The organism is Streptomyces noursei ATCC 11455 (assembly GCF_001704275.1).
Classification (GTDB): Bacteria; Actinomycetota; Actinomycetes; order Streptomycetales; family Streptomycetaceae; genus Streptomyces; species Streptomyces noursei.
Genome location: NZ_CP011533.1, coordinates 6227240 through 6252607, shown reverse-complemented (window position 1 = coordinate 6252607; position 25368 = coordinate 6227240). Strand labels below are relative to the sequence as shown.

Annotated in this window: 23 protein-coding genes; 6 read left to right on the top strand and 17 right to left on the bottom strand. The window is 72.1% G+C overall.

The annotated features are described in order from the left end of the window. Positions 1 to 83 precede the first annotated feature (83 nt). Together SNOUR_RS26480 and leuA are read right to left on the bottom strand one after the other, a co-directional pair. Positions 84 to 803, bottom strand: coding sequence for a TerB family tellurite resistance protein (locus SNOUR_RS26480; RefSeq protein ID WP_067351742.1), 720 nt, complete (start codon positions 801 to 803; stop codon positions 84 to 86). Between the two features lie 272 nt (positions 804 to 1075). Then, complete coding sequence (gene leuA / locus SNOUR_RS26475; RefSeq protein WP_067351739.1) at positions 1076 to 2833, bottom strand: 2-isopropylmalate synthase; 1758 nt, start codon at positions 2831 to 2833, stop codon at positions 1076 to 1078. Positions 2834 to 3137: 304 nt separating this feature from the next. On the opposite strand from leuA, the gene SNOUR_RS26470 reads away from it, so the two are divergent. From SNOUR_RS26470 to SNOUR_RS26460, 3 genes are all read left to right on the top strand, one after another. Continuing rightward, on the top strand, positions 3138 to 4217 hold the full coding sequence (locus SNOUR_RS26470) for a M4 family metallopeptidase (protein WP_312633779.1): 1080 nt from the start codon (positions 3138 to 3140) through the stop codon (positions 4215 to 4217). Positions 4218 to 4284: 67 nt separating this feature from the next. Next, a complete protein-coding gene (locus SNOUR_RS26465) occupies positions 4285 to 4551 on the top strand; it encodes a protealysin inhibitor emfourin (RefSeq protein ID WP_067351734.1) in 267 nt (88 codons plus the stop codon). Between the two features lie 134 nt (positions 4552 to 4685). Continuing rightward, positions 4686 to 6095: a GH1 family beta-glucosidase gene (locus SNOUR_RS26460; RefSeq protein WP_067351731.1), complete on the top strand. Its 1410-nt coding sequence runs from the start codon at positions 4686 to 4688 to the stop codon at positions 6093 to 6095. Between the two features lie 597 nt (positions 6096 to 6692). Here the strand turns inward: SNOUR_RS26460 and era are convergent. From era to SNOUR_RS26430, 6 genes are all read right to left on the bottom strand, one after another. Further along, positions 6693 to 7631 carry a GTPase Era gene (gene era / locus SNOUR_RS26455; RefSeq protein WP_067358807.1) on the bottom strand — a complete coding sequence of 313 codons (939 nt, stop codon included), beginning with the start codon at positions 7629 to 7631 and terminating at the stop codon, positions 6693 to 6695. Positions 7632 to 7738: 107 nt separating this feature from the next. Then, entirely contained in the window at positions 7739 to 8101 is a 363-nt protein-coding gene (locus SNOUR_RS26450; protein ID WP_067358805.1) for a cytidine deaminase-like protein, read from the bottom strand. Between the two features lie 749 nt (positions 8102 to 8850). Beyond that, a complete protein-coding gene (locus tag SNOUR_RS26445) occupies positions 8851 to 10170 on the bottom strand; it encodes a hemolysin family protein (RefSeq protein ID WP_067358803.1) in 1320 nt (439 codons plus the stop codon). Between the two features lie 11 nt (positions 10171 to 10181). Beyond that, complete coding sequence (gene ybeY / locus SNOUR_RS26440; RefSeq protein ID WP_067351728.1) at positions 10182 to 10679, bottom strand: rRNA maturation RNase YbeY; 498 nt, start codon at positions 10677 to 10679, stop codon at positions 10182 to 10184. A 39-nt stretch (positions 10680 to 10718) separates the two neighbouring features. After that, on the bottom strand, positions 10719 to 11720 hold the full coding sequence (locus SNOUR_RS26435) for a PhoH family protein (protein ID WP_067351726.1): 1002 nt from the start codon (positions 11718 to 11720) through the stop codon (positions 10719 to 10721). Positions 11721 to 11916: 196 nt separating this feature from the next. Then, on the bottom strand, positions 11917 to 13110 hold the full coding sequence (locus SNOUR_RS26430; protein ID WP_067351723.1) for a carbohydrate kinase family protein: 1194 nt from the start codon (positions 13108 to 13110) through the stop codon (positions 11917 to 11919). 67 nt (positions 13111 to 13177) lie between these two features. On the opposite strand from SNOUR_RS26430, the gene SNOUR_RS26425 reads away from it, so the two are divergent. Then, the gene (locus SNOUR_RS26425) at positions 13178 to 14527 is read left to right on the top strand and encodes a family 4 glycosyl hydrolase (RefSeq protein WP_067351721.1); all 1350 of its coding nucleotides are present in this window, start codon (positions 13178 to 13180) and stop codon (positions 14525 to 14527) included. 114 nt (positions 14528 to 14641) lie between these two features. Here SNOUR_RS26425 and SNOUR_RS26420 read toward each other — a convergent pair whose 3' ends face one another. The 3 genes from SNOUR_RS26420 to SNOUR_RS26410 form a co-directional block, all read right to left on the bottom strand. Next, complete coding sequence (locus tag SNOUR_RS26420; protein WP_067351718.1) at positions 14642 to 15271, bottom strand: MBL fold metallo-hydrolase; 630 nt, start codon at positions 15269 to 15271, stop codon at positions 14642 to 14644. Then, positions 15271 to 16356, bottom strand: a complete 1086-nt coding sequence (locus SNOUR_RS26415) for an S-(hydroxymethyl)mycothiol dehydrogenase (protein WP_067351716.1) — start codon at positions 16354 to 16356, stop codon at positions 15271 to 15273. The genes SNOUR_RS26420 and SNOUR_RS26415 overlap by 1 nt, the downstream gene beginning before the upstream one ends. A 120-nt stretch (positions 16357 to 16476) precedes the next feature. Continuing rightward, on the bottom strand, positions 16477 to 17784 hold the full coding sequence (locus tag SNOUR_RS26410) for an enolase C-terminal domain-like protein (RefSeq protein ID WP_067351714.1): 1308 nt from the start codon (positions 17782 to 17784) through the stop codon (positions 16477 to 16479). Positions 17785 to 17999: 215 nt separating this feature from the next. On the opposite strand from SNOUR_RS26410, the gene SNOUR_RS26405 reads away from it, so the two are divergent. Beyond that, complete coding sequence (locus tag SNOUR_RS26405) at positions 18000 to 18794, top strand: HAD family acid phosphatase (RefSeq protein ID WP_039636511.1); 795 nt, start codon at positions 18000 to 18002, stop codon at positions 18792 to 18794. Between the two features lie 41 nt (positions 18795 to 18835). On the opposite strand, the gene SNOUR_RS26400 is transcribed toward SNOUR_RS26405, so the two are convergent. Together SNOUR_RS26400 and SNOUR_RS26395 are read right to left on the bottom strand one after the other, a co-directional pair. Next, positions 18836 to 19741, bottom strand: a complete 906-nt coding sequence (locus SNOUR_RS26400; protein ID WP_067351711.1) for a ribonuclease Z — start codon at positions 19739 to 19741, stop codon at positions 18836 to 18838. A 6-nt stretch (positions 19742 to 19747) separates the two neighbouring features. Continuing rightward, positions 19748 to 20107 (bottom strand): histidine triad nucleotide-binding protein, encoded by a 360-nt coding sequence (locus SNOUR_RS26395; protein WP_039636506.1) that lies wholly within the window; start codon positions 20105 to 20107, stop codon positions 19748 to 19750. A gap of 212 nt (positions 20108 to 20319) precedes the next feature. Here SNOUR_RS26395 and SNOUR_RS26390 point away from each other — a divergent pair, with 212 nt between their 5' ends. Beyond that, complete coding sequence (locus tag SNOUR_RS26390) at positions 20320 to 20751, top strand: OsmC family protein (RefSeq protein WP_067351708.1); 432 nt, start codon at positions 20320 to 20322, stop codon at positions 20749 to 20751. A 128-nt stretch (positions 20752 to 20879) separates the two neighbouring features. On the opposite strand, the gene SNOUR_RS26385 is transcribed toward SNOUR_RS26390, so the two are convergent. The 4 genes from SNOUR_RS26385 to hrcA all read right to left on the bottom strand — a co-directional run bounded on the left by SNOUR_RS26385 (position 20880) and on the right by hrcA (position 25018). Further along, positions 20880 to 21623 (bottom strand): 16S rRNA (uracil(1498)-N(3))-methyltransferase, encoded by a 744-nt coding sequence (locus tag SNOUR_RS26385; RefSeq protein ID WP_067351706.1) that lies wholly within the window; start codon positions 21621 to 21623, stop codon positions 20880 to 20882. After that, a complete protein-coding gene (locus tag SNOUR_RS26380; protein ID WP_067351703.1) occupies positions 21620 to 22720 on the bottom strand; it encodes a nitronate monooxygenase in 1101 nt (366 codons plus the stop codon). Before SNOUR_RS26380 ends, SNOUR_RS26385 begins: the two co-directional genes overlap by 4 nt. Before the next feature lie 144 nt (positions 22721 to 22864). Beyond that, positions 22865 to 24001, bottom strand: a complete 1137-nt coding sequence (gene dnaJ, locus SNOUR_RS26375) for a molecular chaperone DnaJ (RefSeq protein WP_067351700.1) — start codon at positions 23999 to 24001, stop codon at positions 22865 to 22867. Continuing rightward, positions 24002 to 25018: a heat-inducible transcriptional repressor HrcA gene (hrcA, locus tag SNOUR_RS26370; protein WP_067351697.1), complete on the bottom strand. Its 1017-nt coding sequence runs from the start codon at positions 25016 to 25018 to the stop codon at positions 24002 to 24004. Between the last annotated feature and the right edge of the window lie 350 nt (positions 25019 to 25368).

Here is a 25368-nt window from a genome sequence, read left to right as displayed (position 1 = left end):
GGGGCCGTCCTCGTGCCGGACGACGCCTGGGGGCGGGGCGCCGCCGTGGGCCGGGGTCTTCTGCCTGGGGCGCTTCCGGCGCCCTAGCCGCGGTAGCGCGGCGAGCGGGCCGCCGCGGTCAGCAGGCGGCCGATGTCCTCCGGGCGGAGCGTCAGGGCGGCGCCGGCGGTGCTGAGCACCTCGCGTTCGGCGGGGGTGCAGGGGCCGTCGGCGAGGGCGATCCGGGCGCCCTGGAGGAGCAGCGACTCCCGCCCGGCGGGGGCGAGGTGCGGCGCCAGCGGCTCCAGCGCCTCGTGCAGCTCTATGGCCAGCGCGGTGCCGCACGGGTCGAGGCCCCGGTGCCCGCAGTGGCCGCCGGTGACGGCCTGGTACGTGCCGGTCATCCGGCCGGTGTCGGCGGCCAGCGCGGCGAGCAGGGTGAGCAGGTGGTCCTCGGTGCAGTCGGTGGAGCCGGCCGCCCGGACGGCGGCGACCGCGGTGTCGCGGACCGCGCGGGAGGCCGTACCGCCGGCCGCCAGCAGGGCCAGGGTCAGGGTGTGGACGGCGTCCCGGAGCATCGCGGAGAACCGGACGGTGGTGGGGTGGTCGAGCGCGTCCAGCCCGAAGTGGCCCTGGCAGGCGGAGCATTCGAGGATCGGGCCGGCGTCGCCGCGGGCGAGGACGGGAATGCCGAGGACGGTGAGGCGGCGCCGGCCGGTGCGGCGGAGGTAGTTGCGGTCGCCGCCGCAGTCGGGACAGAAGAACTCACCGTCGGCGACGGTCCGCCACGATGTGCGCACCCCCACCACACATACGTTGCGCATCACGTCAGCCCTCCGTCATTCCCCACAGCCTTGAGGACATGGGAGGCGCCCCCATCGGCCACTTCGCCTTTCGTTACGTGATGTTAGCCACATCAGTGACGCGTCGTCAGCACCTCGTATCGGACAACGGGCGCTCCGCTGGCCGGAATACAGGCGGGGATGCGTACGGAGTGTGTACGGGACGCGGAACGCCCGCAGGGCGGACGCGGGACGGCCCCGCCGCTCCGGGGTGCGGAGCGGCGGGGCCGTGCGCGAGGCGACGCGAGGGGGGGTCAGCGCGCCGCGCGGTTGACGGCGGAGACCACGGCCTTGAGGGAGGCGCGGGTGGTGTTGGCGTCGATGCCGATGCCCCACAGCACCTTGCCGTCGATGACGCACTCGATGTACGAGGCGGCCTGCGCGGAGGCGCCCTCGCTCATGGTGTGCTCCTGGTAGTCCAGCAGGCGGGCGTCGATGCCCAGGCCCTGCAGCGCGTGGAAGAACGCGGAGATCGGGCCGTTGCCGGAGCCCACCAGGACGGTCTCGACGCCGTCCACCTCGGCCTCGACGGTGAGGGTGTCGACGCCGTCCTTGTCGGTGGTGGTCTGCCCGGCCCTGACCTGGATACGGCCCCACGGGTTCTGCGGGTTGGGCAGGTACTCGTCCTGGAAGACCGACCAGATGGCGGCCGGGGTGACCTCGCCGCCCTCGGCGTCGGTCTTCTCCTGGATGATCCGGGAGAACTCGATCTGCATCCGGCGCGGCAGGTCCAGCTTGTGGTCGTTCTTCAGGACGTAGGCGATACCGCCCTTGCCGGACTGGGAGTTGACGCGGATGACCGCCTCGTAGGAGCGGCCCACGTCCTTCGGGTCGATCGGCAGGTACGGGACGGCCCACTCGATGTCGTCGACGGTGACGCCCTTGGCGACCGCGTCGGCCTCCATCGCGTCGAAGCCCTTCTTGATGGCGTCCTGGTGGGAGCCGGAGAAGGCGGTGTAGACCAGGTCGCCCGCGTAGGGGTGGCGCGGGTGGACCTCCATCTGGTTGCAGTACTCGCTGGTGCGACGGATCTCGTCGATCTGCGAGAAGTCGATCTGCGGGTCGACGCCCTGGGAGAAGAGGTTCATGCCCAGCGTCACCAGGTCGACGTTGCCGGTGCGCTCGCCCTGCCCGAACAGGCAGCCCTCGACGCGGTCGGCGCCGGCCATGACGGCCAGCTCGGCGGCGGCGACGGCCGTCCCGCGGTCGTTGTGCGGATGGGTGGACAGGCAGACGAACTCGCGACGCGAGAGGTTCCGCGACATCCACTCGAAGCGGTCGGCGTGCGTGCTGGGCGTCGAACGCTCCACGGTGGCCGGCAGGTTGAGGATGATCTCGCGGCCCTCCTCGGGCTGCCAGACGTCCATCACGCCCTCGCAGACCTCCAGGGCGAAGTCCAGCTCGGTGTCGGTGAAGATCTCCGGCGAGTACTGGTAACCGAAGATCGTCCCGTCGCCCAGCAGCTTCTCGGCGTACTCCACCACCAGCCGGGTGCCGTCCACCGCGATCTGCTTGACCTGCTCCCTGGAGCCGCGGAAGACGACCCGGCGGAAGGTGGGGGCGGTGGCGTTGTAGAGGTGGACGGTGGCCCGGGGGGCGCCGCGCAGCGACTCCACGGTCCGCTCGATCAGCTCCTCCCGCGCCTGCGTCAGCACGGAGATCGTCACGTCGTCGGGGATCGCGCCCTCTTCGATGATCGACCGGACGAACGCGAAGTCCGTCTCGCCGGAGGACGGGAAACCCACCTCGATCTCCTTGTAGCCCATGCGGACCAGAAGGTCGAACATCTCCCGCTTGCGGGCCGGCGACATGGGGTCGATCAGGGCCTGGTTGCCGTCGCGCAGGTCGGTGGAGAGCCAACGGGGGGCCTTGGTGATCCGCTTCTCCGGCCAGGCACGGTCCGGCAGCTGTACGGCCTCGAACGGGCGGTACTTGTGGATCGGCATGCCGGAGGGGGCTTGCGCGTGGGTGGCGTTGGTGATCGGGGTGGGGCGGCCGACTGGCTGCGACATATGCGTAGGGCTCCTCGGGGAGATCCGTATGACGGCCGACGGTCGAACGCAGCACCAGATCCCGCGGGGAGGGGGTCGGCCTACGACTACAGGCCCTCGCCGCGGCAGCTAAGAAGAAGCAGCCCGAAACGCATGATGCACAGTACGTTAGCGGAGGCGCGCAAGATCCGCAGTCGCGTATCAGTATGCGGGATCGCCCGGACGTAGCGCCGAAATTGCGACCAACCACACGTTTTCGGGAACTTCGGCCGCTGCCAGTGACAGACGCATTACGCAGTGCCACCGTTTCCCTATGAAGGAATCCGTGACCCAGACGCGCATCACACCAGCCCCCACGACGCCGGTCTTCTGCACGATCGTGCCGCCGCACATCCTCGGCAAGCTCGCCGAGTCCGACGACCCCGACTGGCACGAGCCCGCCCGCCGCACCCTGGAGCACGACGCCCTCCACCGCACCCGCCGCACCGGCCTCGCCGCCCAGGCTCGCGCCCCGCAGGAGGCCCGGGCCGCCGCCGACAAGCCCAACCGCACCGTCTACGACGCCGGCCACCAGCAGAACCTGCCCGGCACCAAGGTCCACTCCGAGTCCGACGGACCCTCCAAGGACGCCTCCGTCAACCGTGCGCACGCCGGCCTCGGCGCCACCTTCGAGCTCTACCTGAAGGTCTACGGCCGCAAGTCCATCGACGGCGCCGGCCTCCCGCTGGACGCCACCGTCCACTACGGCGAGAAGTACGACAACGCCTTCTGGGACGGCCAGCGCATGGTCTTCGGCGACGGCGACGGCCGGCTCTTCAAGGACTTCACCATCCCCGTCGACGTCATCGGCCACGAGCTGACCCACGGCGTCACCCAGTACACCGCCAACCTCGACTACCAGGCCCAGTCCGGCGCCCTGAACGAATCCATCTCCGACGTCTTCGGCTCCCTGATCAAGCAGTACGCGCTGAACCAGACCGCCGACCAGGCCGACTGGCTGATCGGTGCGGACCTGCTCGCCCCGGGCGTGCACGGACAGGCGCTGCGCTCGATGAAGGCCCCCGGCACCGCCTACGACGACCCGCAGCTCGGCAAGGACCCGCAGCCCGCCACGATGGCCGGCTACGTCCAGACCGCCGACGACAACGGCGGCGTCCACCTGAACTCCGGCATCCCCAACCACGCCTTCTACATCGTCGCCAGCGCGCTGGGCGGCAAGGCGTGGGAGCGCGCGGGCCAGATCTGGTACGACGTCCTGACCGGCGGCCACCTGGCCAAGAACGCCCAGTTCGCCGACTTCGCCAACCTCACCGTGCAGGCCGCCCAGACCCGCTACGGCGCGTCCGGCGCCGAGCACGAGGCCGTGGTCAAGGCGTGGTCCCAGGTGGGCGTGCTCGGCAAGTAGTCCGCCGCCCCGGGGAGGGAGTGGTCGCCGGCGCGACTATTCCCTCCCCTTCGGGTAGAAGCCCCCCATGCGCATCCACATCCGCCGCACCGGCGGCTTCGCCGGCATCGAGCGCCACGCCGAGATCGACACCGCCGACCGCGCCGACGCCGTCGACTGGCACACCCTCGCCGACCGCGCCATGGCCGCCGCCCACGCCGCCCCGCCCACCGGCGTCCCCGACGGCTTCCGCTACGCCCTCACCGTCGACGACCGGACCGCCTACTGCACCGACCCCCAGCTCACCGACGACCAACGCGAACTGATCACCCGCGTGCTGAAAGAGGGGGCGTAGGCGGGGCGCAGGCGGGGCGCAGGCGGGCCGGGGCCCACCACCCCCATCCCCGACACCGTCCCCAACGCCGTTCCGGACCGGGCGAGTTGCACACCCCTTGACACCGTTACCGGCGGTTACCAGGATCCCGGGACATGACACCGGAGCCCGGATCCGCGCGCCCCTCTGCCCCCGATTCCCCGCCGTCGTCCGACCGTCCCGCACCCCTCCCCCGCTTCCCCCGCGACTTCCTGTGGGGCGTGTCCACCTCCGCCGCCCAGATCGAGGGCGCGGTGGACGAGGACGGGCGCGGGCCCTCCGCCTGGGACGCGTTCGCGGCCGAGACCGGGCGGATCAAGGACGGCTCGACCCCCCGGGTGACGACCGACCACTACCACCGGTACCGCGAGGACGTGGCCCTGCTCAAGGAGCTGGGCGTCGGCGCGTACCGGTTCTCGGTGGCCTGGCCCCGGGTGGTGCCCGAGGGCCGCGGGGCGGTCAACGGCGCCGGGCTGGACTTCTACGACCGGCTGGTGGACGCGCTGCTGGAAGCCGGGATCGCGCCCGTGCCGACGCTGTTCCACTGGGACACCCCGCAGCCCCTGGAGGCGGCCGGCGGCTGGCTCGTCCGGGAGACCGCCGCACACTTCGCGGCGTACGCGGACACGGTGGCGGCCCGGCTCGGCGACCGGGTACCGCACTGGATCACCCTCAACGAACCCGCCGAACTGACCCTGCTGGGCTACGGCCTGGGCCAGCACGCACCCGGCCGGCACCTGCTCTTCGACGCACTGCCCGCCGCCCACCACCAGCTGCTCGGTCACGGCCTGGCCGTCCAGGCACTGCGCGCCCGCGGCGCCACCAGCATCGGGATCGCCAACTCGCACGGCCCGACCTGGCCGGCGTCGAACTCCCCCGCCGACACCGAAGCCGCCGACTTCTACGACCTGCTGCTCAACCGGCTCTTCGCCGAACCGATCCTGCTGGGCCGCTACCCCGACGAGGGAATCGCCGCGCTGCTCCCCGGCCCGGTCGCCGACGACCTCAAGACCATCTCCGAGCCACTGGACTGGTACGGCATCAACTACTACCAGCCGACCAGGATCGGGGCGCCGGAGGCCGACGACGGCACCACGGCCTCGGACTTCTCCGGCATCCGACTGCCCGCCGGACTGCCGTTCGCCCCACGGGAGATCGAGGGCCGACCACGGACCGGCTTCGGCTGGCCCGTCGTCCCCGAGGCACTCACCGAACTGCTGCTGACCTTCCACCAGCGGTACGGGGCGAGCCTCCCGCCCGTCATGATCACGGAGAACGGCTGCGCGTACGAGGGCATCGACGACCCCGCACGCATCGCCTTCCTGGACGCCCACCTGCGGGCCCTACGGACGGCGATGGTCGCCGGCGCCGACGTCCGCGGCTACTTCGTCTGGTCCCTGCTGGACAACTTCGAGTGGGCGGAGGGATTCCACCAGCGGTTCGGGCTGGTACACGTCGACTACACGACACTGCGGAGGACGCCGAAGACGTCCTTCCACTGGTTTCGCGACGTGGTCGTTGGTTGAGCCCGTCCGCTGCGCTTGGCCGGCTTCCCACGTTGTTGGCTGTCCCGCCGTGTCCGCCTGACGGCGGGGTGGTCCGATGTCCGCCGTGCCCGCCTGACGGCGGGGTGCCGTTCCGCTGCGCGGGGCGGTTCCGCTGCGCGGGGCTGGTCGGGTGCGGTGCCGGGTCTGTGGGGTGGGGGATGTGCGGACTGCTGCGCTTTACGTCCGCACATCCCCCACCCCACAGACCCGTCCCCTCCCGTTGATGGGTGGATTCCAGACCGTAGGGGTGCGCCTTGGTGGGTCCCTGCGGGTGTGTTGGTGGAGTGTGCTGACGGCCGTCACCGGACCACTCACGTCGGCCCCCACCCACCGTCTTCATGACCCTCAACGGGAGGGGACGGGCCGGAGGGGGTGGTGTGCAGGACGTAAAGCGCAGCAGTCCTGCACACCACCCCCGCAGGCCCGGCACCGCACCCAACAGCCCCGCGCAGCGGAACCGCCCCGCGCAGCGGCTCGGCCCCGCGCAGCGGACGAAACAACCGCCGCCAGGCGGGCCCGGCGGCGGACATCGGAAGAACCCGCCGTCAGGCGGCCCGGCGCAGCAAGGCCAACCGACTAGAAGCCCAGCTTCCTCAGCTGCTTGGGGTCGCGCTGCCAGTCCTTCGCGACCTTGACGTGCAGGTCGAGGAAGACCGGCGTGCCCAGGAGTGCCTCGATGTGCTTGCGGGACTTGGTGCCGACCTCCTTCAGGCGCTTGCCCTTGGGGCCGATGATGATGCCCTTCTGGCTGGGGCGCTCGATGTAGACGTTGGCGTGGATGTCCAGCAGCGGCTTGTCGGCGGGCCGGTCCTCGCGGGGGAGCATCTCCTCGACGACGACGGCGATGGAGTGCGGCAGCTCGTCGCGGACGCCCTCCAGCGCGGCCTCGCGGATCAGCTCGGCGACCATGACCTGCTCGGGCTCGTCGGTGAGATCGCCCTCGGGGTAGAGCGCCGGGCCTTCGGGGAGGAGCGGGACGAGGAGGTCGGCGAGGAGCGAGACCTGCTGGTCGCCGACCGCGGAGACCGGGATGATCTCGGCCCACTCGATGCCCAGTTCCTTGCCGAGCTGGTCGATGGCGATCAGCTGGGCGGCCAGCGCCTTGGAGTCGACCAGGTCGGTCTTGGTGACGATGGCCACCTTGGGGGTCTTCTTGATGTCGGCCAGTTCACCGGCGATGTAGCGGTCGCCGGGGCCGATCTTCTGGTCGGCGGGGAGGCAGAAGCCGATCACGTCGACCTCGGACCAGGTGGTGCGGACGACGTCGTTGAGCCGCTCGCCGAGGAGGGTGCGCGGCTTGTGCAGGCCCGGGGTGTCGACCAGGACCAGCTGGGCGTCGGGGCGGTGCACGATGCCGCGGACGGTGTGGCGGGTGGTCTGGGGGCGGTTGGAGGTGATCGCCACCTTCGTTCCGACCAGAGCGTTCGTCAGGGTGGACTTGCCCGCGTTGGGGCGGCCGACGAAGCAGGCGAAGCCCGCACGGTGCGGTGCGGTGGAGTCTGTACGAACGCTCATGACGCCCATTCTCCCCGATCCCCACCGCGGCTCCGACCATCCGCCGCTCCCCGGCCGCCACGGGGCGGGGGCGCACAGGGGTGCGGCGCCCCGCCCGGTGGTGCGGCTCAGGCCGACGGGCCCGCCGGGACGTTGGCGCGCAGGGTGCCGTCGGGGGCGGCGAGCAGGACGGGGGTGTCCGGGCCGCCCAGGTCGCGGACGGCCGCGCGGTCGGCGTCGGCGGCCTGCTCGGCCTCGCTGACCACGGCCGCGGCCTCCAGGGACGTGGCGCCGCTGGCGACGGCCATCGCGACGGCCGTCTGGAGGGCGCTGAGCTTGAGGGAGTCCAGGGCGACGGTGCCGGCGACGTAGGTCCGGCCGGTCTCGTCGCGGACGGCGGCGCCCTCGGGGACGCCGTTACGGGCCCGCGCCGAACGCGCGAGCGTGATGATCTTGCGGTCTTCGGGGTCCAGCGGTGCGGCTTCGGTCATACGGGCGAGCATATGTGGGGGCCGGGCCGGGGCCTACGGGGGCGGGCCCGTCGGACGTGGCGGAGGCGCGGGCCGTCCCGCTCGCCCGGTGTCGCGTCCGCGGTGCGAACGCACGATGGCTGAAGAGTCCGGTTGCCCCGCTCCCCTGTGCCGGGGCACCCGGCTCTTCAGCCAACGTCGTTTCCGGGTCTGCACCGGGCGGTGCCGCCGTGGGCATGTGCTGCCCGCGGGGCGTCGCCCGGTGCGGAGTCGTGTGTGACCACCGGGTCGCCGGTCACCGTCGTCGGTGACCGGCCCCCCTCCCGGTGCCCGTGCTCGCGATGTCCGCGGCCTGGCCGGACGTCATCGCGAATGCTGCGGTGAGTTTTCCGTCACCGCCCGGCGGCGCCTCTCGAAAGGGCCGCGCCGGGGAAATCCGCCGCGATATTCACGGCGCCCCCGGATTCCCCACCTCGGGTCTTTCCGCTCGCGGCGAGGGCACGATTCCGCCCGGGCGGTCCGCCCGCAGAGCTGCCGCGATGGTGGGCACCACCGCGGCTTTTCTTCCACGCATTTCGTTCAGCTTCCCTCTGCCACACAACACCGACCCCCTTTTCGATGCCGGTTCGAAGATCTTTCCACGGAATTGGCGAGGGAATCCAGGGCTACCGGAAATGGCTTTGAGGATATTTCCGCTGCACTGCGGATCAGTAGCCGGGTGCGGGCGGACACCCCGAAGGTCCGGTGCCGCGCGGGCAGCGGGCCGGCGGTCAGGCGCCGGGGCCGTCGCCCTTCGCGTCCGCCGCGCGGACCGGTTCGCAGAGCACCGTGACGATCTTGTTGCGGCGTCCGGCCGGCGACTCGGCGACCAGCCGCAGCGCCTTGAGGTCCGGGTCCGAGGCGTCGTCGGAGAGGTCCATCTCGGCGGTCGCACCGGCGATCGGGACCCGTCCCAGCAGCTTGGCGAGCAGCCCGCCGACCGTCTCGACGTCCTCGTCGTCCAGTTCCGCCAGGCCGTACAGCTCGCCCAGCGCGCCGATGTCCAGCCGGGCGGTGACGCGGTAGCGGCCGCCGCCGAGGTCCTGCACGGGCGGCAGTTCCCGGTCGTACTCGTCGGTGATCTCGCCGACGATCTCCTCCAGGATGTCCTCGATGGTGACGATGCCGGCGGTGCCGCCGTATTCGTCGATCACCACCGCGACGTGGTTGCGGTCCCGCTGCATCTCGCGCAGCAGATCACCGGCGTTCTTGGTGTCGGGGACGAACACCGCGGGGCGCATCGCCGTGGAGACCAGTTCGCTCTCCGCGTCCCGGCTGATGTGCACCTTGCGGGCGAGGTCCTTGAGGTAGACCACGCCGACGATGTCGTCCTCGTTCTCCCCGGTCACCGGGATCCGGGAGAAGCCGGAGCGCAGCGCGAGGGTCAGCGCCTGGCGGATGGTCTTGAACCGCTCGACGGAGATCAGGTCCGTGCGCGGCACCATCACCTCCCGGACGAGGGTGTCGCCGAGTTGGAAGACCGAGTGCACCATCCGGCGCTCCTCGTCCTCGATCAGCGACTCCTTCTCGGCCAGGTCCACCAGCGACCGCAGCTCCGCCTCGGAGGCGAACGGGCCCTTGCGGAAGCCCTTGCCGGGGGTGAGGGCGTTGCCGAGCAGGATCAGCAGCTGCGGCACCGGGCCCATCACCCGGGCCAGCGGCAGCAGGACGTACGCCGCCGCGGTGGCGGTGTTGAGCGGGTGCTGGCGGCCGATGGTGCGCGGGGAGACCCCCACGGCGACGTAGGAGACCAGCACCATCACCGCGATGGCGACGGTCAGCGCCTCCCAGGTCGTGCCGAAGGAGCGCAGGCAGGCGTAGGTGACCAGGGCGCCGGCCGCCACCTCGCAGCCGACCCGCACCAGCAGGGCGACGTTGAGGTAGCGGGTGGGGTCGGCGGCGACCGCGGCGAGCTTGGCGCTGCCGCGGCGGCCGGAGCGGACCGCCTCCTCGGCGCGGAAGCTCGTCGTGCGGGTCAGCCCGGCCTCCGCGCAGGCGGCGAGCCAGGCGACCACGACGAGCAGTACCGCGACGGCGATCAGGGTGGTCATCGCGCGTCCCGTCAGGTCACGGTCGGGGCCGGCGAGGGTCCGGTCATCCCGCGCTCGGTCCGCCAACCGTCGACGATCGCGGCCTGCAGCCCGAACATCTCGGCCTTCTCGTCGGGCTCTTCGTGGTCGTAGCCGAGCAGGTGCAGCACGCCGTGGACGGTCAGCAGCTGGAGTTCCTCGTCCATGCTGTGGGCCGTCGGGGCCTCGGCGCCCTGCTTCTCGGCGACCTCCGGGCAGAGCACGATGTCGCCGAGAAGCCCCTGCGGGGGCTCCTCCTCGTCCTTGGACGGCGGACGCAGCTCGTCCATCGGGAAGGACATGACGTCGGTCGGGCCCGGGAGGTCCATCCACTGGATGTGGAGCTGCTCCATGGCCTCGGCGTCCACGACGATGACGGACAGCTCGGAGAGCGGGTGGATCCGCATCCGGGCGAGGGCATAGCGGGCGACGTCCAGGATCGCCTGCTCGTCGATGTCCGTACCGGACTCGTTGTTGACGTCGATCGACATGGGGAAGGTGGGTCTCGCTTCTTGGTCGCGCAGCGCGGGCTACTGGCCGTTGCGGCTGTCGTACTTCTCGTAGGCGTCGACGATACGGCCGACGAGCTTGTGCCGGACCACGTCCCTGCTGGTGAGCTCGGCGAAGTGCACGTCGTCGACGCCGGTCAGGATGTCCCGGACCTGGCGCAGTCCGCTCTTCGTGCCGCCCGGCAGGTCGATCTGGGTCACGTCGCCGGTGATGACTATCTTCGAGTCGAAGCCGAGCCGGGTGAGGAACATCTTCATCTGCTCGGGATTGGTGTTCTGCGCCTCGTCGAGAATGATGAAGGCGTCGTTGAGGGTCCGACCGCGCATGTACGCCAGCGGCGCGACCTCGATCGTGCCCGCCGCCATCAGCCGCGGGATGGAGTCCGGGTCGAGCATGTCGTGCAGTGCGTCGTAGAGCGGGCGCAGATAGGGGTCGATCTTCTCGTAGAGGGTGCCGGGCAGGAAGCCCAGGCGCTCGCCGGCCTCGACCGCGGGGCGGGTCAGGATGATCCGGTTGACCTGCTTGGCCTGGAGGGCCTGGACGGCCTTGGCCATCGCCAGGTAGGTCTTGCCGGTGCCGGCCGGACCGATCCCGAAGACGATGGTGTGCTTGTCGATGGCGTCGACATAGCGCTTCTGGTTGAGGGTCTTGGGGCGGATGGTGCGGCCGCGGTTGGAGAGGATGTTCTGGGTGAGCACCTCTGCCGGGGTCTCGCTCGCTCCGTCGCCGTTCTCCGCCGCGCGCAGCATGGCGATGGAGCGTTCCACTGCGTCCTCCGTCATCGGCTGTCCGGTGCGGAGCACCAGCATCATCTCGTCGAAAAGGCGCTGGACGAGGGCGACTTCGCGGGCGTCACCGACCGCGCTGACCTCGTTGCCCCGGACGTGGATGTCGGTGGCGGGGAAGGCGTCCTCGATCACGCGCAGCAGCGAGTCGCCGGATCCCAGGACCGTCACCATCGGGTGCTTGGCCGGGACCGTGAACTGGGCGCTCGCCTGCGCTCGTGTGGGTGTCTGCGTCATGGGTAGGCCGGGTGGCCTGCTACCCCCATCCTTCGCTCATCACAGGTGCGGACCTCCGCGGAGGTGCCGGCACTGGCTCCTTGCGCTACCAGAGTACGACGGGGCACTGACAAGCCGGACGGGTTTTCCGGGGCGACCGCGGGGGGCGCCCGAGCGCGTCGCCGGGCCGGCCCGGCGGACCGTACCGCCGACGCGCTCAGGCCGGGCGGCGGAAGCCGATCGTGGGGACCGCGCGGGCCAGCGGCGCCGGTCCGGCGGGGCGCGCGGCATCCGCGCCGCCGGACGGTCCGGCGGCGCCGTCGGGCGCGGGCAGCACGGCGTCCAGGAAGCCGTACTGGCGGCGCAGCCCGGCGGCGGCCCCGGTGTCGCAGCCCCGCACCCGGCTCCACCAGGCGGCGATCTCCGTCCATCCGGGCGCGGAGAGCGAGCCGCCGAACTCCTGCACCGACAGCGCGGCGCTCAGCCCGGCGAAGGACAGCCGGTCGGCCAGCGGCCAGTCGGCGAGGGTGCCGGTGACGAAGCCGGCGACGAAGACGTCCCCGGCGCCGGTCGGGTCCAGCGCCTCCACCGCGATGGCGGGCACCTCGGCGCTCTCGCCGGTGCGGGCGTCCACCGCGTAGGCGCCCTCCGCGCCGAGCGTGACGACGGCGAGCGGGACGAGGTCGGCGAGCTTGCGGGCGGCGGCGCGCGGGCAGTCGGTGCGGGTGTAGCGCATCGCCTCCTCGGCGTTGGGCAGGAACGCCTCGCAGTGCTCCAGGTCGGCGAGGTCGGTGGGGTCCCAGCGGCCGGTGTCGTCCCAGCCGACGTCGGCGAAGATCCGGCTGCCGCGGCCGGCCGCGCAGCCCAGCCAGCCCTCCCGGCGGCCGGGGACGAGCGCGGCGACGCAGGCCCTGGTCGGCGGCGGGCAGCCGGGGGCGTGCCCGCCGTCGAAGGCGTGCTCCGGGGGCGGTGCCTCGTGGCCGTGCGAGACCATGGTCCGCTCGCCCTCGTAGGCCATGGAGACGGTCACCGGTGAGTGCCAGCCGGGGATCTTGCGGGAGAGCGCCAGGTCGATGCCCTCGCCCTGTTCCAGCGCCTCCCAGCAGTACTCGCCGTACATGTCGTCGCCGAACGCGGCGGCCAGGGAGGTGCGCAGCCCGAGCCGGGCCAGCGCGGTGGCCATGTTGGCGACGCCACCGGGGCTGGAGCCCATACCGCGGGCCCAGGACTCGGTGCCGCGGACCGGGGCGGAATCCAGGCCGGTGAAGATGATGTCGAGGAAGACGGTGCCGGTGAGATAGACATCGGTGGGCGGATCGCCGTCGCGGCGCACCGCGGCCAGCGGATCGAGCCCCGGGGGCACGGCGGCCGGCCCCGCGGGCGGTTGGACATCGCGTCGGCCACTGTTCACCGCGCTCGCCCCTCTCGTACTCAACTCGTGCCGCCAGTGTGCCTGATGCTGCGGTACGTTCCGCCTCATGAGGCTCTCCATTCTCGGTGGTGGCGGCTTCCGCGTGCCGCTGGTCTACCGCGCACTGCTGGACGACCCGGCACGCTCCGTCTCCGAGCTGACGCTGTACGACACCGACCCGCGCCGGGTCGCGGTGATCACCGACGTGCTGGCCCGGCTCGCACAGGGCCGTACCCGACCGGTACCCGTACGAGTGGCGGAAACTCTCGACGCGGCGCTGACGGGCGCCGACTTCGTGTTCTCCGCCATACGTGTCGGCGGTACCGCGGGCCGCATCCGGGACGAGCGGATCCCGCTGTCCGAGGGGGTGCTGGGCCAGGAGACGGTCGGTGCGGGCGGGGTCCTCTACGGGCTGCGCACGATCCCGGTGGCGCTGCACGTCGCCGAGCGGGTCGCGGCGCTCTCCCCGGGGGCGTGGGTCATCAACTTCACCAATCCCGCGGGGATGGTGACCGAGGCGATGGCGCAGGTGCTGGGGGACCGGGTGATCGGGATCTGCGATTCGCCGGTGGGGCTGGTGCGCCGGGCGGCGCGGGCGGTCGGCGCGGACCCGGCGGCCCTGGAGGACCCGGCGCGGTCCGGTTACGACTACGTGGGCCTCAACCACCTGGGCTGGCTGCGTTCGTTGACCCTCGACGGCACCGATGTGCTGCCGGGCCTCCTGGGCGATGCCACGGCCCTGGGCTCCTTCGAGGAGGGCCGCCTCTTCGGCCCGGAGTGGCTCGGGGTCCTCGGCGCCCTCCCCAACGAGTACCTGCACTACTACTACTTCCGCCGGGAGACCCTGCACTCCGTACGGGACACCCGGGAGACCCGCGGGGAGTTCCTGGACCGGCAGCAGGGCGGCTTCTTCGAACGGGCCGCGGCGGCCGGTGCCCCGGACGCGGTGTACGACCTGTGGGAGCGCACCCGTCTGGAGCGCGAGGAGACGTACATGGCGCACAGCCGGGAGGCGACCGGCGGCTGGCAGCGGGACAGCGACGACCTGGAGGGCGGCGGCTACGACCGGGTGGCGCTGGCGCTGATGCACGCCATCGCCGGCGATTCCGGACGGCGGCTGATCCTCAACGTCCGCAACGGGACGACGGTGCCGCAGCTGGCGCCGGACGCGATCGTGGAGACGGTCTGCGAGGTGACCGCCAAGGGGGCCCGGCCGCTGCCCTGCGCGCCGCTGCGCGCGGACCAGTTGGGGCTGATGCTCCAGATCAAGGCCGTCGAACGGGAGACGGTGGCGGCCGCCCTCTTCAAGGACCGCGGCGCGGCCCTGCGCGCGCTGGCGCTGCACCCCCTGGTGGACTCCCCCGCGGTGGCCGCCCGCATCCTGCAACGGGCGGCCACGGACTCCGGGCGGGCGTGAGGCCCCGCGGGAATTCCCCCCACCCCCGCCACGTTGTGGCCCCGTAGGGGGCGCCCGCACCCCCTACGGGATCCGTTCGCCCGCCCCCTAGGGCCCCCTGGTGCCCCTAGCCCCCTAGTGCCCCCGGGCGATCCACTCCGCCAGGTGCGGGGCCTCCTCCCCGATGGTCGTCGAGTCGCCGTGGCCGGTCCGGACCACGGTCGCCGGCGGCAGGGTCAGCAGCCGGTCGCGGATCGAGTCGACGATCGTCGGGAAGTCGGAGAAGGAGCGGCCGGTGGCCCCGGGGCCGCCTTGGAAGAGGGTGTCCCCGGTGAACACGGTGTTCAGGTCGGGGGCGTGGAGGCAGACCGCGCCGGGGGCGTGTCCGGGGGTGTGCAGCACCCTCAGGTCGGTTCCGGCGATGGTCAGCACCTGACCATCCGTCAGTTCCCCGTCGGGGGCGGTGTCCGGGTGGGTCTGCTTCCACAGCGGCAGGTCGTCGGGGTGCAGGAGGATCCGCGCCCCGGTGCGGGCGGCGAGCGCCGGCGCCGCGTCGATGTGGTCGTTGTGCGCATGGGTGCAGATGATCGCGCGCAGGGTGCGCCCGTCGAGGGCGCGGAGGATGGCGTCGGCGTCGTGGGCGGCGTCGATGACGACCGCCTCCGCACCGTCGCCGACGATCCACACGTTGTTGTCGACGTCCCAGGTGCCGCCGTCCAACGAGAACGTCCCTGAGGTGACGAGGTGGTCGACGCGGACGGACATCACAGCACCACCACCGAGCGCAGCACGTCGCCGGCGTGCATCCGGTCGAAGGCCCGCTCCACCTCGTCGATCCCGATGGTCTCGGTGACGAACGCGCCGAGGTCGATCCGGCCCTGCTGGTGGAGGTCGATCAGCATCGGGAAGTCCCGGGAGGGCAGGCAGTCGCCGTACCAGGAGGACTTCAGGGCGCCGCCGCGACCGAAGACGTCCAGGAGGGGGAGTTCCAGGGTCATCTCCGGGGTGGGCACGCCCACCAGGACGACCGTGCCGGCCAGGTCGCGGGCGTAGAACGCCTGCCGGTAGGTCTCCGGGCGGCCGACCGCGTCGATGACGACGTCCGCGCCGAAGCCGCCGGTCAGCTCGCGGACGGCCTCGACGGGGTCGGTGGTGCGGGAGTTGACGGTGTGGGTGGCCCCCATGGTGCGGGCCGTCTCCAGCTTCCGGTCGTCGATGTCCACGGCGATGATCTTCGCCGCGCCGGCCAGCCGGGCGCCGACCACCGCCGCGTCGCCGACCCCGCCGCAGCCGATGACCGCGACCGAGTCGCCGCGACCGACCCCGCCGGTGTTGATCGCGGCGCCGATCCCGGCCATCACCCCGCAGCCCAGCAGCCCCGCGACGGCCGGTGCGACGCCCGGGTCGACCTTGGTGCACTGGCCGGCGGCGACCAGCGTCTTGTCGGCGAACGCCCCGATGCCCAGCGCCGGGCTCAGTTCCGTGCCGTCCTTGAGCGTCATCTTCTGCCGGGCGTTGTGGGTGTTGAAGCAGTACTGGGGCCGCCCGCGCAGGCAGGCCCGGCAGGAGCCGCACACCGCACGCCAGTTGAGGACGACGAAGTCCCCGGGGGCGACGTCGGTGACGCCCTCGCCCACCGACTCCACCACGCCGGACGCCTCGTGGCCGAGCAGGAACGGGAAGTCGTCGTTGATGCCGCCCTGCTTGTAATGCAGGTCGGTGTGGCACACCCCGCACGCCTGCACCTTCACCACGGCCTCGCCCGGCCCCGGATCGGGCACCAGGATCGTCTCCAGCCGGACCGCCTCGTTCTTTCCCGGCGCCACGACGCCGCGCACTTCCTGTGCCATCGGTACCGCCCCTCTTCGAAGATCACGTACGGGACCACTGTGGCGCACGGCCACCGAGTCGTGCCACACCGTACGGAAAGGGACCGGCCACGGACAGGATCACGGCCGTGCCCGCCCGGGTCACCAGCGGGGCACCGCGGGGGTGGTCCAGCCGGGGTCGGCACGCCGCATCGCGGCGGCGTCGTCGCGGTCCCGGTGGCGGCCGTCGTCGGCCAGCCAGCGGCGGTGCAGGCCGGCGAGCCGGGCGCGGTCGAGGGTGACGCCGAGGCCGGGGGCGTCGCCGACGTCCAGGTGGCCGGCGCGGAAGGTCGGGCGCTCGGTGAGGACGTCTTCGGTCTGCCAGGGGTAGTGGGTGTCGCAGGCGTGGTCCAGGTCGGGGACGGTGGCCGCCACGTGGGTCATGGCGGCGAGGCTGATCCCCAGGTGGGTGTTGGAGTGCATGGCCAGGCCGAGGCCGAAGGTGCGGCAGAGCGCGGCGAGTTCCCGGGTGGCGTGCAGTCCGCCCCAGTAGTGGTGGTCGGAGAGCACGATCCGGATGGCGCCCCGGGCGACCGCCTCGGGGATCTCCTCGAAGGTGGTGACGCACATGTTGGTGGCGAGCGGGACCGGTGTACGGGCCGCGACGTGGGCCATCGCCTCGATACCGCTGACCGGGTCCTCCAGGTACTCCAGGACGTCGGCGAGTTCGTCCGCCACCTGGAGCGCGGTCCGTTCCGACCAGGCGCCGTTGGGGTCCAGCCGCAGCGGCCGACCCGGGAACGCCTCGGCCAGCGCCCGGATCGCGGCGCACTCCTGGTCGGGCGGGAAGACCCCGCCCTTGAGCTTGAACGACGTGAAGCCGTGGCGGTCGGCGAACCGGCGGGCCTGGGCGACGATGCCGGCCGGGTCGAGGGCGGCGCCCCAGTCGTCCGGCTCGCCCGGCCCGTCGGGGTGTCGCTCCCACCGGTAGAAGAGATAGGCGCTGTAGGCGACCCGGTCGCGCAGCGCGCCGCCGAGCAGGGCGTGCACGGGCAGGCCGGCGGCGTGCCCCCAGGCGTCCAGACAGGCGACCTCGAAGCCGGAGCGGACCGAGCGCCGCAGTTTGCCGGCGGTGCGGACGCCGCGCAGTCCGGCGGCACCGACGCCGTCCGGACCGGCCGGCTCCGACGGGCCGGGCATCCGATCGGCGAGCACGGCCAGGCCGTTCAGGTCCGTGACCGACCGGCCGATCAGGGCGGCGGCCAGCGGGCGGGCCAGGTCGAGGTATGCGGTGTCCCCGTAGGTCTCCCCCAGGCCGGTGGCGCCGCCCGCGGTGACCAGCTCGATGATCAGGCGTGGGGTGTACGGCTGGTGCACGCCTTGGGTGTTGAGCAGCGGGGGGTCGGCGACCAGGACCGGGGTGAGTCGGACCTCGGTGACGACCAGGTCCGCGGGGCGGGGGGCGACCATCGGCGTTCGTCTCCATATGTAGACAACATCCATGGACCGGGATGGAGGCTAGGGAGCGCGCCCACTCTCCGTCAAGAGCCGTGGCACACCGTCCAGTTGGACCCCCACACCACTCAACCCTTTACCAACCCTTTAATCTTCGCGCGTAGATACCCCCGCACCACCTCTGTTACACCTACCCGGGACCATCCCCCACGCTTCTCAAGGAGCCGCGCATGCCCCGTCCCGCCCTCTCCCGTCGTGTCCGCCTGGGCGGTGCGGTGGCCGCCGCGCTCGTCGCCGGCACCGCGGTGTTCGGCGCCGGCCAGGCCACCGCCGAGCACTCCGTGCCGCGCACCGACAAGGAGATCCCCAACCTCACCCTGGTGCAGGACAAGATCAAGGCGTACTACGGCGACACGGTGACGGCCGACGGCGAGCACTACGCCTCCCCCACCAGCAACTACGCCCGCCAGGTCCGCGGCATAGAGGCCAAGGCCCGCGCCTACCTGACCGGCGCGCTCGCCAAGAAGGGCACCGGCAAGGCCAAGCCGGCCATCGTCCTGGACATGGACGACACCACCCTGCTGACCTACAACTACGAGCTCAAGGTCGGCTTCAACTTCACGCCCAAGTCCCAGGACGAGTACCTGGAGCACACCGACATGGCCGCGGTCTTCGGGATGAACGACCTGGTCAACTGGGCCCACAAGAAGGGCGCCGAGGTCTTCTTCGTCACCGGCCGCAAGGAGGCGCAGCGCGACTGGAGCGTGCGCAACCTCAAGAACGTCGGCTACGGCGTCCCGCTGGACCGCGCCCACGTCTACCTGCGGGACAAGGAGCACCCGCCCGCCTACCTGCCGTGCGGGAAGACCTGCTCGACCATCGATTTCAAGTCGGGCACCCGCCGGCACATCGAGTCCCTCGGCTACCGCGTCGTCGCCAACTTCGGGGACCAGTACAGCGACCTGGAGGGCGGCGCGGCGGCGCGGACCTTCAAGCTGCCCAACCCGATGTACTACCTGCCATAGGCGGCGGCCCCCGGCGCCCTCCCAGGGGGCGCCGGGGCCCCTCAGCGCCTCTTGGGGAGCGGCACCCGCAGCAGGTCCGTGGCGATGGTGAGTTCGCCGCCGAAGCCCGCCGCGCGCGCCTGCCGCTCGAAGTCGGCGGGGTCGGCGTAGCGCTGCGAGAAGTGCGTGAGCACCAGATGGCGCACGCCGGCGTCGGCGGCCACCCGGGCCGCCTGTCCGGCCGTCAGGTGCCCGTGTTCCTCGGCCAGTTGGACGTCCTCGTCGAGGAACGTGGACTCGATCACCAGCATGTCCACGCCCGCCGCGAGCGCATGGACGCCGTCGCACAGCCGGGTGTCCATGACGAAGGCGAAGCTCTGGCCGGGGCGGGCCTCGCTGACCTCGTCGAGCGTGACGCCGTTCAGTTCGCCGGCCCGCTGGAGGCGGCCGACGTCCGGTCCGGCGATGCCGTGGGCGGCCAGTTTCCCGGGCAGCATCCGCCGGCCGTCCGGCTCGGTGAGGCGGTAGCCGTACGACTCGACCGGGTGCGAGAGCTTGCGCGCCGTCAGGACGTATCCCTTGGCGCGGTCCAGTTCACCGTCGGCGGAGACCGGCCGCTGGGAGATGCGGACCGTCTCCCGGTAGGCGGTGGCGTACCGCAGCCGCTCGAAGAACCGCTCGCCGCTGGCCGGGTAGTGGGCGGTCACCGGATGCGGCACCCGGTCGAGGTTGATCCGCTGGATCACCCCGGCCAGGCCCAGCGAGTGGTCGCCGTGGAAGTGGGTGATGCAGATCCGGTTGATGTCGTGGGCGGCGACCCCGGCCCGCAACATCTGACGCTGGGTGCCCTCGCCGGGGTCGAAGAGCAGCCCCTGGCCGTCCCACCGCAGCAGATAGCCGTTGTGGTTGCGGTGCCGGGTGGGGACCTGGCTGGCGGTCCCGAGGACGACCAGTTCGCGTACGGACATGGCTCGTTATCCGGGGGGCCACTGGAGGCCGCGGCCACCGAGGACGTGCAGGTGGGCGTGGAAGACCGTCTGGCCGGCGCCGGAGCCGGTGTTGAAGACGACCCGGTAGCCGGTCTCCTCGATCTGGTCGTCGGCCGCGACCTCGCGGGACTCGGACAGTATGTCGGCGATCACCTTCGGCTCGGCGGCGGCGAGCTCCGCCGCGTTCGGGTAGTGGGCCTTGGGGATCACCAGGACGTGCGTCGGAGCCTGGGGGTTGATGTCGCGGAACGCGACGGTGGTCTCGGTCTCGCGGACGATCGTCGCCGGTACCTCTCCCGCCACGATCTTGCAGAACAGGCAGTCGGCCTGCGGTTCTCCCGCCACCGGTGGACTCCTCCCGGGTCGCGCGGCATGCGCGGTACGCACCCTGCGTACGCCCTCCGGATGCTAGCCGATCGCCCCGGCACGTCCCGGGGGCGGCCCGTGGCGGCCCTCCCCGGGGGGCGGCCCCGGGGGCGGTCTCCCGGATCGCGGCCCGGCAGAGCCTAAGCTGATCTCTCAGACCGCATTGGCCCCACAAACGGGAGTTATGCACCATGGCAACCACGCGCACCGCCACCACCCACTGGGAAGGCAACCTCCTGCAGGGCAAGGGCACCGTCGCCCTGGAATCGTCCAAGATCGGCACCTACGACGTGAACTGGCCCGCCCGTGCGGAGCAGCCGGGCGGCGTGACCAGCCCCGAGGAACTGATCGCGGCGGCCCACTCCTCCTGCTACTCGATGGCCTTCTCGCACGGCCTGGCCGGCAAGGGCCACACCGTCGAGGCGCTGGACACCCGGGCCGACGTCACCTTCCAGCCCGGTGAGGGCATCACCGGCATCGTGCTGACCGTCAAGGCCCGGGTCCCCGGCCTGTCCGAGGCGGACTTCCAGGCCGCGGCCGAGGACGCCAAGAAGAACTGCCCGGTCAGCCAGGCACTGGCGGGCGTCAAGAACATCACGCTCCACGCCGAACTGCTCGGCTGACGGACCAACGGCGGCGTGCCGGCCGGCCTTTGGGGCGGCCGGCACGCCGCAACCGCCCCGTCGCCCGCCGCGGGCGCACGACGGGACGGTTGCGGACCCGACCTAGGGCCTGTCCCATCGGACAGGCCCTAGCTCCAGCGGCCGGTGCGGCCCAGCAGCAGGGCGGTCGCCGCGGTGCCGGCCGTGGACGTCCGCAGCACGGACGCGCCCAGGCGGTACGGCTTGGCGCCCGCCTCGGCGAAGGCCGCCAGCTCCTCCGGCGAGACCCCGCCCTCGGGGCCGACGACCAGCACGATCGAGCCCTCGGTGGGGAGTTCGGCGGTGGCGAGCGGGGTGCTGCCCTCCTCGTGCAGGACGGCGGCGAAGTCGGCGTCGGCGAGCAGCTGGGCGACCTGCTTGGTCGACAGCGGGTCGGCGACCCGCGGGAAGATCAGCCGGCGGGACTGCTTGCCCGCCTCGCGTGCCGTGGCACGCCACTTGGCCAGCGACTTGGCTGCCCGCTCGCCCTTCCACTGCGTGACGCAGCGCGCCGCGGACCACGGCACGATGGCGTCCACCCCGGTCTCCGTCATGGTCTCCACGGCCAACTCCCCGCGGTCGCCCTTGGGCAGCGCCTGCACCACGGTGAGGGTGGGCACCGGCGGCTCCTCGGTGCGCAGCCCGCTGACGGCGACGGTCAGTCGGTCCTTGCCCTCGACGGCGGCGACCGTGCCCTCGGCACCGGTCCCGGCGCCGTCGGTCAGCACGACCTCCTCGCCGACCCGCAGCCGCCGCACCGACACCGCGTGCCGGCCCTCGGGGCCGTCCAGGGTCAGCGTGCCCCCGGCCCGTACACCGGCGAGCGACTCCACGAGGAAGACGGGCGCGGTCACACCGCACCGCCCGGTCCGTAGCCCGCACCGCCCAGGCCCAACGAGACGCGGGCGGCGTCGAGTTCGGCGGCCAGTACCCCCACCAACTGCCCGGCGGGCATCTCCCGCGCCAGCCGATGCCCCTGCCCCGCCCAGAGGTTGAGCCCCTGCGCGTCGCCCGCCTTGGCGGCGGCCTTGCGGACCGGGGCGGTGAGGTAGTGCACGGCGGGGTAGGCGGCCGGGGCGTACGGGCCGTGCTCCCGCAGGAAACGGTTCACCAGGCCGCGGGCCGGCCGCCCGGAGAACGCCCGGGTCAACTCGGTATGCGTGAAAAGGGGGTTGGTCAGCGCCTGCTTGTGCAGCGGGTTGGCGCCGGACTCGGGGGTGGCCAGGAACGCGGTGCCCAGCTGCGCCATCGAGGCCCCGGCGGCCAGTACCGCCGCGATCTGCGCGCCGCGCATCAGCCCGCCGGCGGCGATCACCGGGATCTGCACCGTCTCCCGGACCTGGGCGAGCAGTGCCAGCAGGCCCAGCCCGGAGCCCGTCCCGTCGGCGTGCGGATCGTCCCGGTGGGTGCCCTGGTGACCGCCCGCCTCCACGCCCTGTACACACACCGCGTCCGCGCCCGACCACTGGGCGGCCTGGGCCTCGGCGGCGGTGGTGACCGTGACGACGGTGTACGTACCGACCTCGGCGAACGCGTCGAGGACCGCCCGTGAGGGGCAGCCGAAGGTGAAGGAGACCAGCGGCACCGGGTCGTCGCGCAGAATCGCGACCTTGGCGTCGTAGCCGTCGTCGGTGGGGCCGTTGACGTCGCCGAGCTCGGTCTCGTACCAGGCGGTCTCGCCGGCGAGTTGCTCGCGGTAGACCTCGACGGCGGAGGTGTCGGTGAGGGCGGGCTGCGGCATGAAGAGGTTGACGCCGAAGGGCCGGCCGGTCAGCCCTCGCAGCTGTTTGATCTCCTGGTACATCCCGTCGGCGGTTTTGTAGCCGGCGGCCAGGAAGCCGAGGCCACCGGCCTCACAGACGGCGGCGGCCAGCTCGGGTCCGGAGCCGCCGCCCGCCATCGGGGCCTGCACGATGGGGTGACGGCAGAAATCGGTGAGCGCGGTGGGCATGCCCACATCGTGTCACGCCCGGCGCCCCACCCAGAACCGGGGCGGCGGTCACCGGGAAACTCCCGGACCGCCGCCCCGGTCGAGGTGGCTCCTGCTTCGTGCCGCGCTCGCCCGGGGAACACTCCCGGGCGAGCGGCCGAACGACTACCGCCCGTTGAACGCGTCCTTCAACCGCGAGAACAGCCCCTGCTGCCCCGGCTGAAACTGGCCCTGGGGGCGCTCCTCGCCGCGCAGCTTGGCCAGTCGGCGCAGGAGTTCCTCCTGCTCCGGGTCGAGCTTGGTCGGGGTCTGCACCTCGACGTGGACGATCAGATCGCCCCGGCCGTTGCCGCGCAGGTGGGTCACGCCGCGGCCGTGCAGCGGGATCGACTGGCCGGACTGGGTGCCGGGCCGCACGTCGACCTCCTCCATCCCGTCCAGCGTCTCCAGCGGGCATTTGGTGCCCAGTGACGCCGCGGTCATCGGGATGGTGACCGTGCAGTGCAGATCGTCGCCGCGCCGCTGGAACACCGGGTGGGGCAGCTCGTGGATCTCGACGTAGAGGTCACCGGCGGGGCCGCCACCGGGACCCACCTCGCCCTCGCCGGCCAGCTGGATCCGGGTGCCGTTGTCGACACCGGCCGGGATCTTGACGGTGAGGGTGCGGCGGGAGCGGACCCGTCCGTCGCCCGCGCACTCGGGGCACGGCGTCGGCACGACCGTGCCGAAGCCCTGGCACTGGGGGCAGGGCCGGGAGGTCATGACCTGACCCAGGAAGGACCGGGTGACCTGCGAGACCTCACCGCGACCGCGGCACATGTCACAGGTCTGCGCCGAGGTGCCCGGCGCCGCGCCCTCTCCGCTGCACGTGGTGCAGACGACGGCGGTGTCGACCTGGATGTCCTTGGTGGTGCCGAACGCGGCCTCGCTGAGCTCGACATCGAGGCGGATCATGGCGTCCTGGCCGCGGCGGGTCCGCGAGCGCGGGCCGCGCTGCGAGGCCGTGCCGAAGAACGCGTCCATGATGTCGGAGAAGTTGCCGAAGCCCGCGCCGAAGCCGCCCGCGCCGCCGGCACCGCCGGACTGCGAGAGGGGGTCGCCGCCGAGGTCGTAGACCTGCTTCTTCTGCGGATCCGAGAGGACCTCGTAGGCGGCGTTGATCTCCTTGAACCGCTCTTGGGTCTTGGGGTCCGGATTCACGTCCGGGTGCAGCTCGCGCGCCAGCCGCCGGAACGCCTTCTTGATCTGGTCCTGCGAGGCGTCCCGACCGACACCGAGGACCGAGTAGTAATCCGTGGCCACTTACGACTCCGCGAGGATCTGTCCGACGTAACGTGCCACTGCGCGTACCGCTCCCATCGTTCCGGGGTAGTCCATGCGGGTCGGTCCGACCACGCCCAATTTCGCGACGGCCTCGTCGCCAGAACCGTATCCGACGGTGACGACCGAGGTGGACGTCAGGCCCTCGTGAGCATTCTCATGCCCGATGCGCACGGTCATGCCCGAGTCCTTGGCCTCCCCGAGCAGCTTGAGCATCACCACATGCTCCTCGAGGGCTTCCAGCACCGGCCGGATGGTCAGGGGGAAATCATGCCCGAAGCGCGTCAGATTGGCGGTGCCGCCGATCATGAGCCGCTCTTCGGTCTCCTCCACCAGAGTCTCCAGCAGTACCGACAGTACTGTCGAGACGGTGGCCCGGTCGTCCTGTTCGAAGGATTCCGGGAGATCCTGCACCAGCTGCGGGACGTCCGTGAAACGGCGGCCGACGATCCGGCTGTTGAGCCGGGCGCGCAGATCCGCCAGGGACGTCTCGCCGAACGGTGTCTGGCAGTCGATGAGCCGCTGCTCGACGCGGCCGGTGTCGGTGATCAGCACCAGCATCAGCCGGGCCGGGGCCAGCGCCAGGAGTTCGACGTGCCGGACCGTCGACCGCGTCAGGGACGGGTACTGCACCACCGCCACCTGCCGGGTCAGCTGCGCCAGCAGGCGCACCGTGCGGCCCACCACGTCGTCCAGGTCGACGGCGCCGTCGAGGAAGTTCTGGATCGCCCGTCGCTCGGGGACGGACAGCGGCTTGACGCCGGCGAGCTTGTCGACGAAGAGGCGGTAGCCCTTGTCCGTCGGGATCCGGCCGGCGCTGGTGTGCGGCTGGGCGATGTAGCCATCGTCCTCCAGGACCGCCATGTCGTTGCGGACGGTGGCCGGGGAGACACCCAGCTTGTGGCGCTCGGTGAGCGCCTTGGAGCCCACCGGCTCCTCCGTCCCGACATAGTCCTGGACGATGGCGCGCAGCACTTCGAGCCTGCGTTCACTGAGCATTCCGCCACCTCCAGTCGGCCGTCCCGCCGTGTCGTCTCTTCTCCTGGCACTCGCACGGGCCGAGTGCCAGACCCGGAGCCAGTGTACGGCCGGGTAGCACGGATGCGGCAAGGGCGGGCGTACCGAGGGCTTACCCACCACCGCGGAATCCGACCCCCGGGTCGCCTCTGAGAGCCCCCTGATCGCACCCCGAGGTCCCCCTGATCCCGCCCCGCCACGGCCCCGGGCCGATGCCCCGGGCGGTATCCGTACGGGACCGGCGTCCGGCCGCTCACCACCGGTTCCGGGCCACGCTACCGCGGGGGCGCCAGGCCCCTCGTCGCACTCTCGCCGCGCTCCCGTCCGATGCC

Bases quoted from the DNA above. Each gene is read 5' to 3' on its own strand.
- SNOUR_RS26480 (WP_067351742.1), bottom strand. From the start codon at position 803: ATGCGCAACGTATGTGTGGTGGGGGTGCGCACATCGTGGCGGACCGTC.
- leuA (WP_067351739.1), bottom strand. From the start codon at position 2,833: ATGTCGCAGCCAGTCGGCCGCCCCACCCCGATCACCAACGCCACCCAC.
- SNOUR_RS26465 (WP_067351734.1), top strand. From the start codon at position 4,285: ATGCGCATCCACATCCGCCGCACCGGCGGCTTCGCCGGCATCGAGCGC.
- SNOUR_RS26460 (WP_067351731.1), top strand. From the start codon at position 4,686: ATGACACCGGAGCCCGGATCCGCGCGCCCCTCTGCCCCCGATTCCCCG.
- era (WP_067358807.1), bottom strand. From the start codon at position 7,631: ATGAGCGTTCGTACAGACTCCACCGCACCGCACCGTGCGGGCTTCGCC.
- SNOUR_RS26450 (WP_067358805.1), bottom strand. From the start codon at position 8,101: ATGACCGAAGCCGCACCGCTGGACCCCGAAGACCGCAAGATCATCACG.
- SNOUR_RS26445 (WP_067358803.1), bottom strand. From the start codon at position 10,170: ATGACCACCCTGATCGCCGTCGCGGTACTGCTCGTCGTGGTCGCCTGG.
- ybeY (WP_067351728.1), bottom strand. From the start codon at position 10,679: ATGTCGATCGACGTCAACAACGAGTCCGGTACGGACATCGACGAGCAG.
- SNOUR_RS26435 (WP_067351726.1), bottom strand. From the start codon at position 11,720: ATGACGCAGACACCCACACGAGCGCAGGCGAGCGCCCAGTTCACGGTC.
- SNOUR_RS26425 (WP_067351721.1), top strand. From the start codon at position 13,178: ATGAGGCTCTCCATTCTCGGTGGTGGCGGCTTCCGCGTGCCGCTGGTC.
- SNOUR_RS26420 (WP_067351718.1), bottom strand. From the start codon at position 15,271: ATGTCCGTCCGCGTCGACCACCTCGTCACCTCAGGGACGTTCTCGTTG.
- SNOUR_RS26415 (WP_067351716.1), bottom strand. From the start codon at position 16,356: ATGGCACAGGAAGTGCGCGGCGTCGTGGCGCCGGGAAAGAACGAGGCG.
- SNOUR_RS26410 (WP_067351714.1), bottom strand. From the start codon at position 17,784: ATGGTCGCCCCCCGCCCCGCGGACCTGGTCGTCACCGAGGTCCGACTC.
- SNOUR_RS26405 (WP_039636511.1), top strand. From the start codon at position 18,000: ATGCCCCGTCCCGCCCTCTCCCGTCGTGTCCGCCTGGGCGGTGCGGTG.
- SNOUR_RS26400 (WP_067351711.1), bottom strand. From the start codon at position 19,741: ATGTCCGTACGCGAACTGGTCGTCCTCGGGACCGCCAGCCAGGTCCCC.
- SNOUR_RS26390 (WP_067351708.1), top strand. From the start codon at position 20,320: ATGGCAACCACGCGCACCGCCACCACCCACTGGGAAGGCAACCTCCTG.
- SNOUR_RS26380 (WP_067351703.1), bottom strand. From the start codon at position 22,720: ATGCCCACCGCGCTCACCGATTTCTGCCGTCACCCCATCGTGCAGGCC.
- hrcA (WP_067351697.1), bottom strand. From the start codon at position 25,018: ATGCTCAGTGAACGCAGGCTCGAAGTGCTGCGCGCCATCGTCCAGGAC.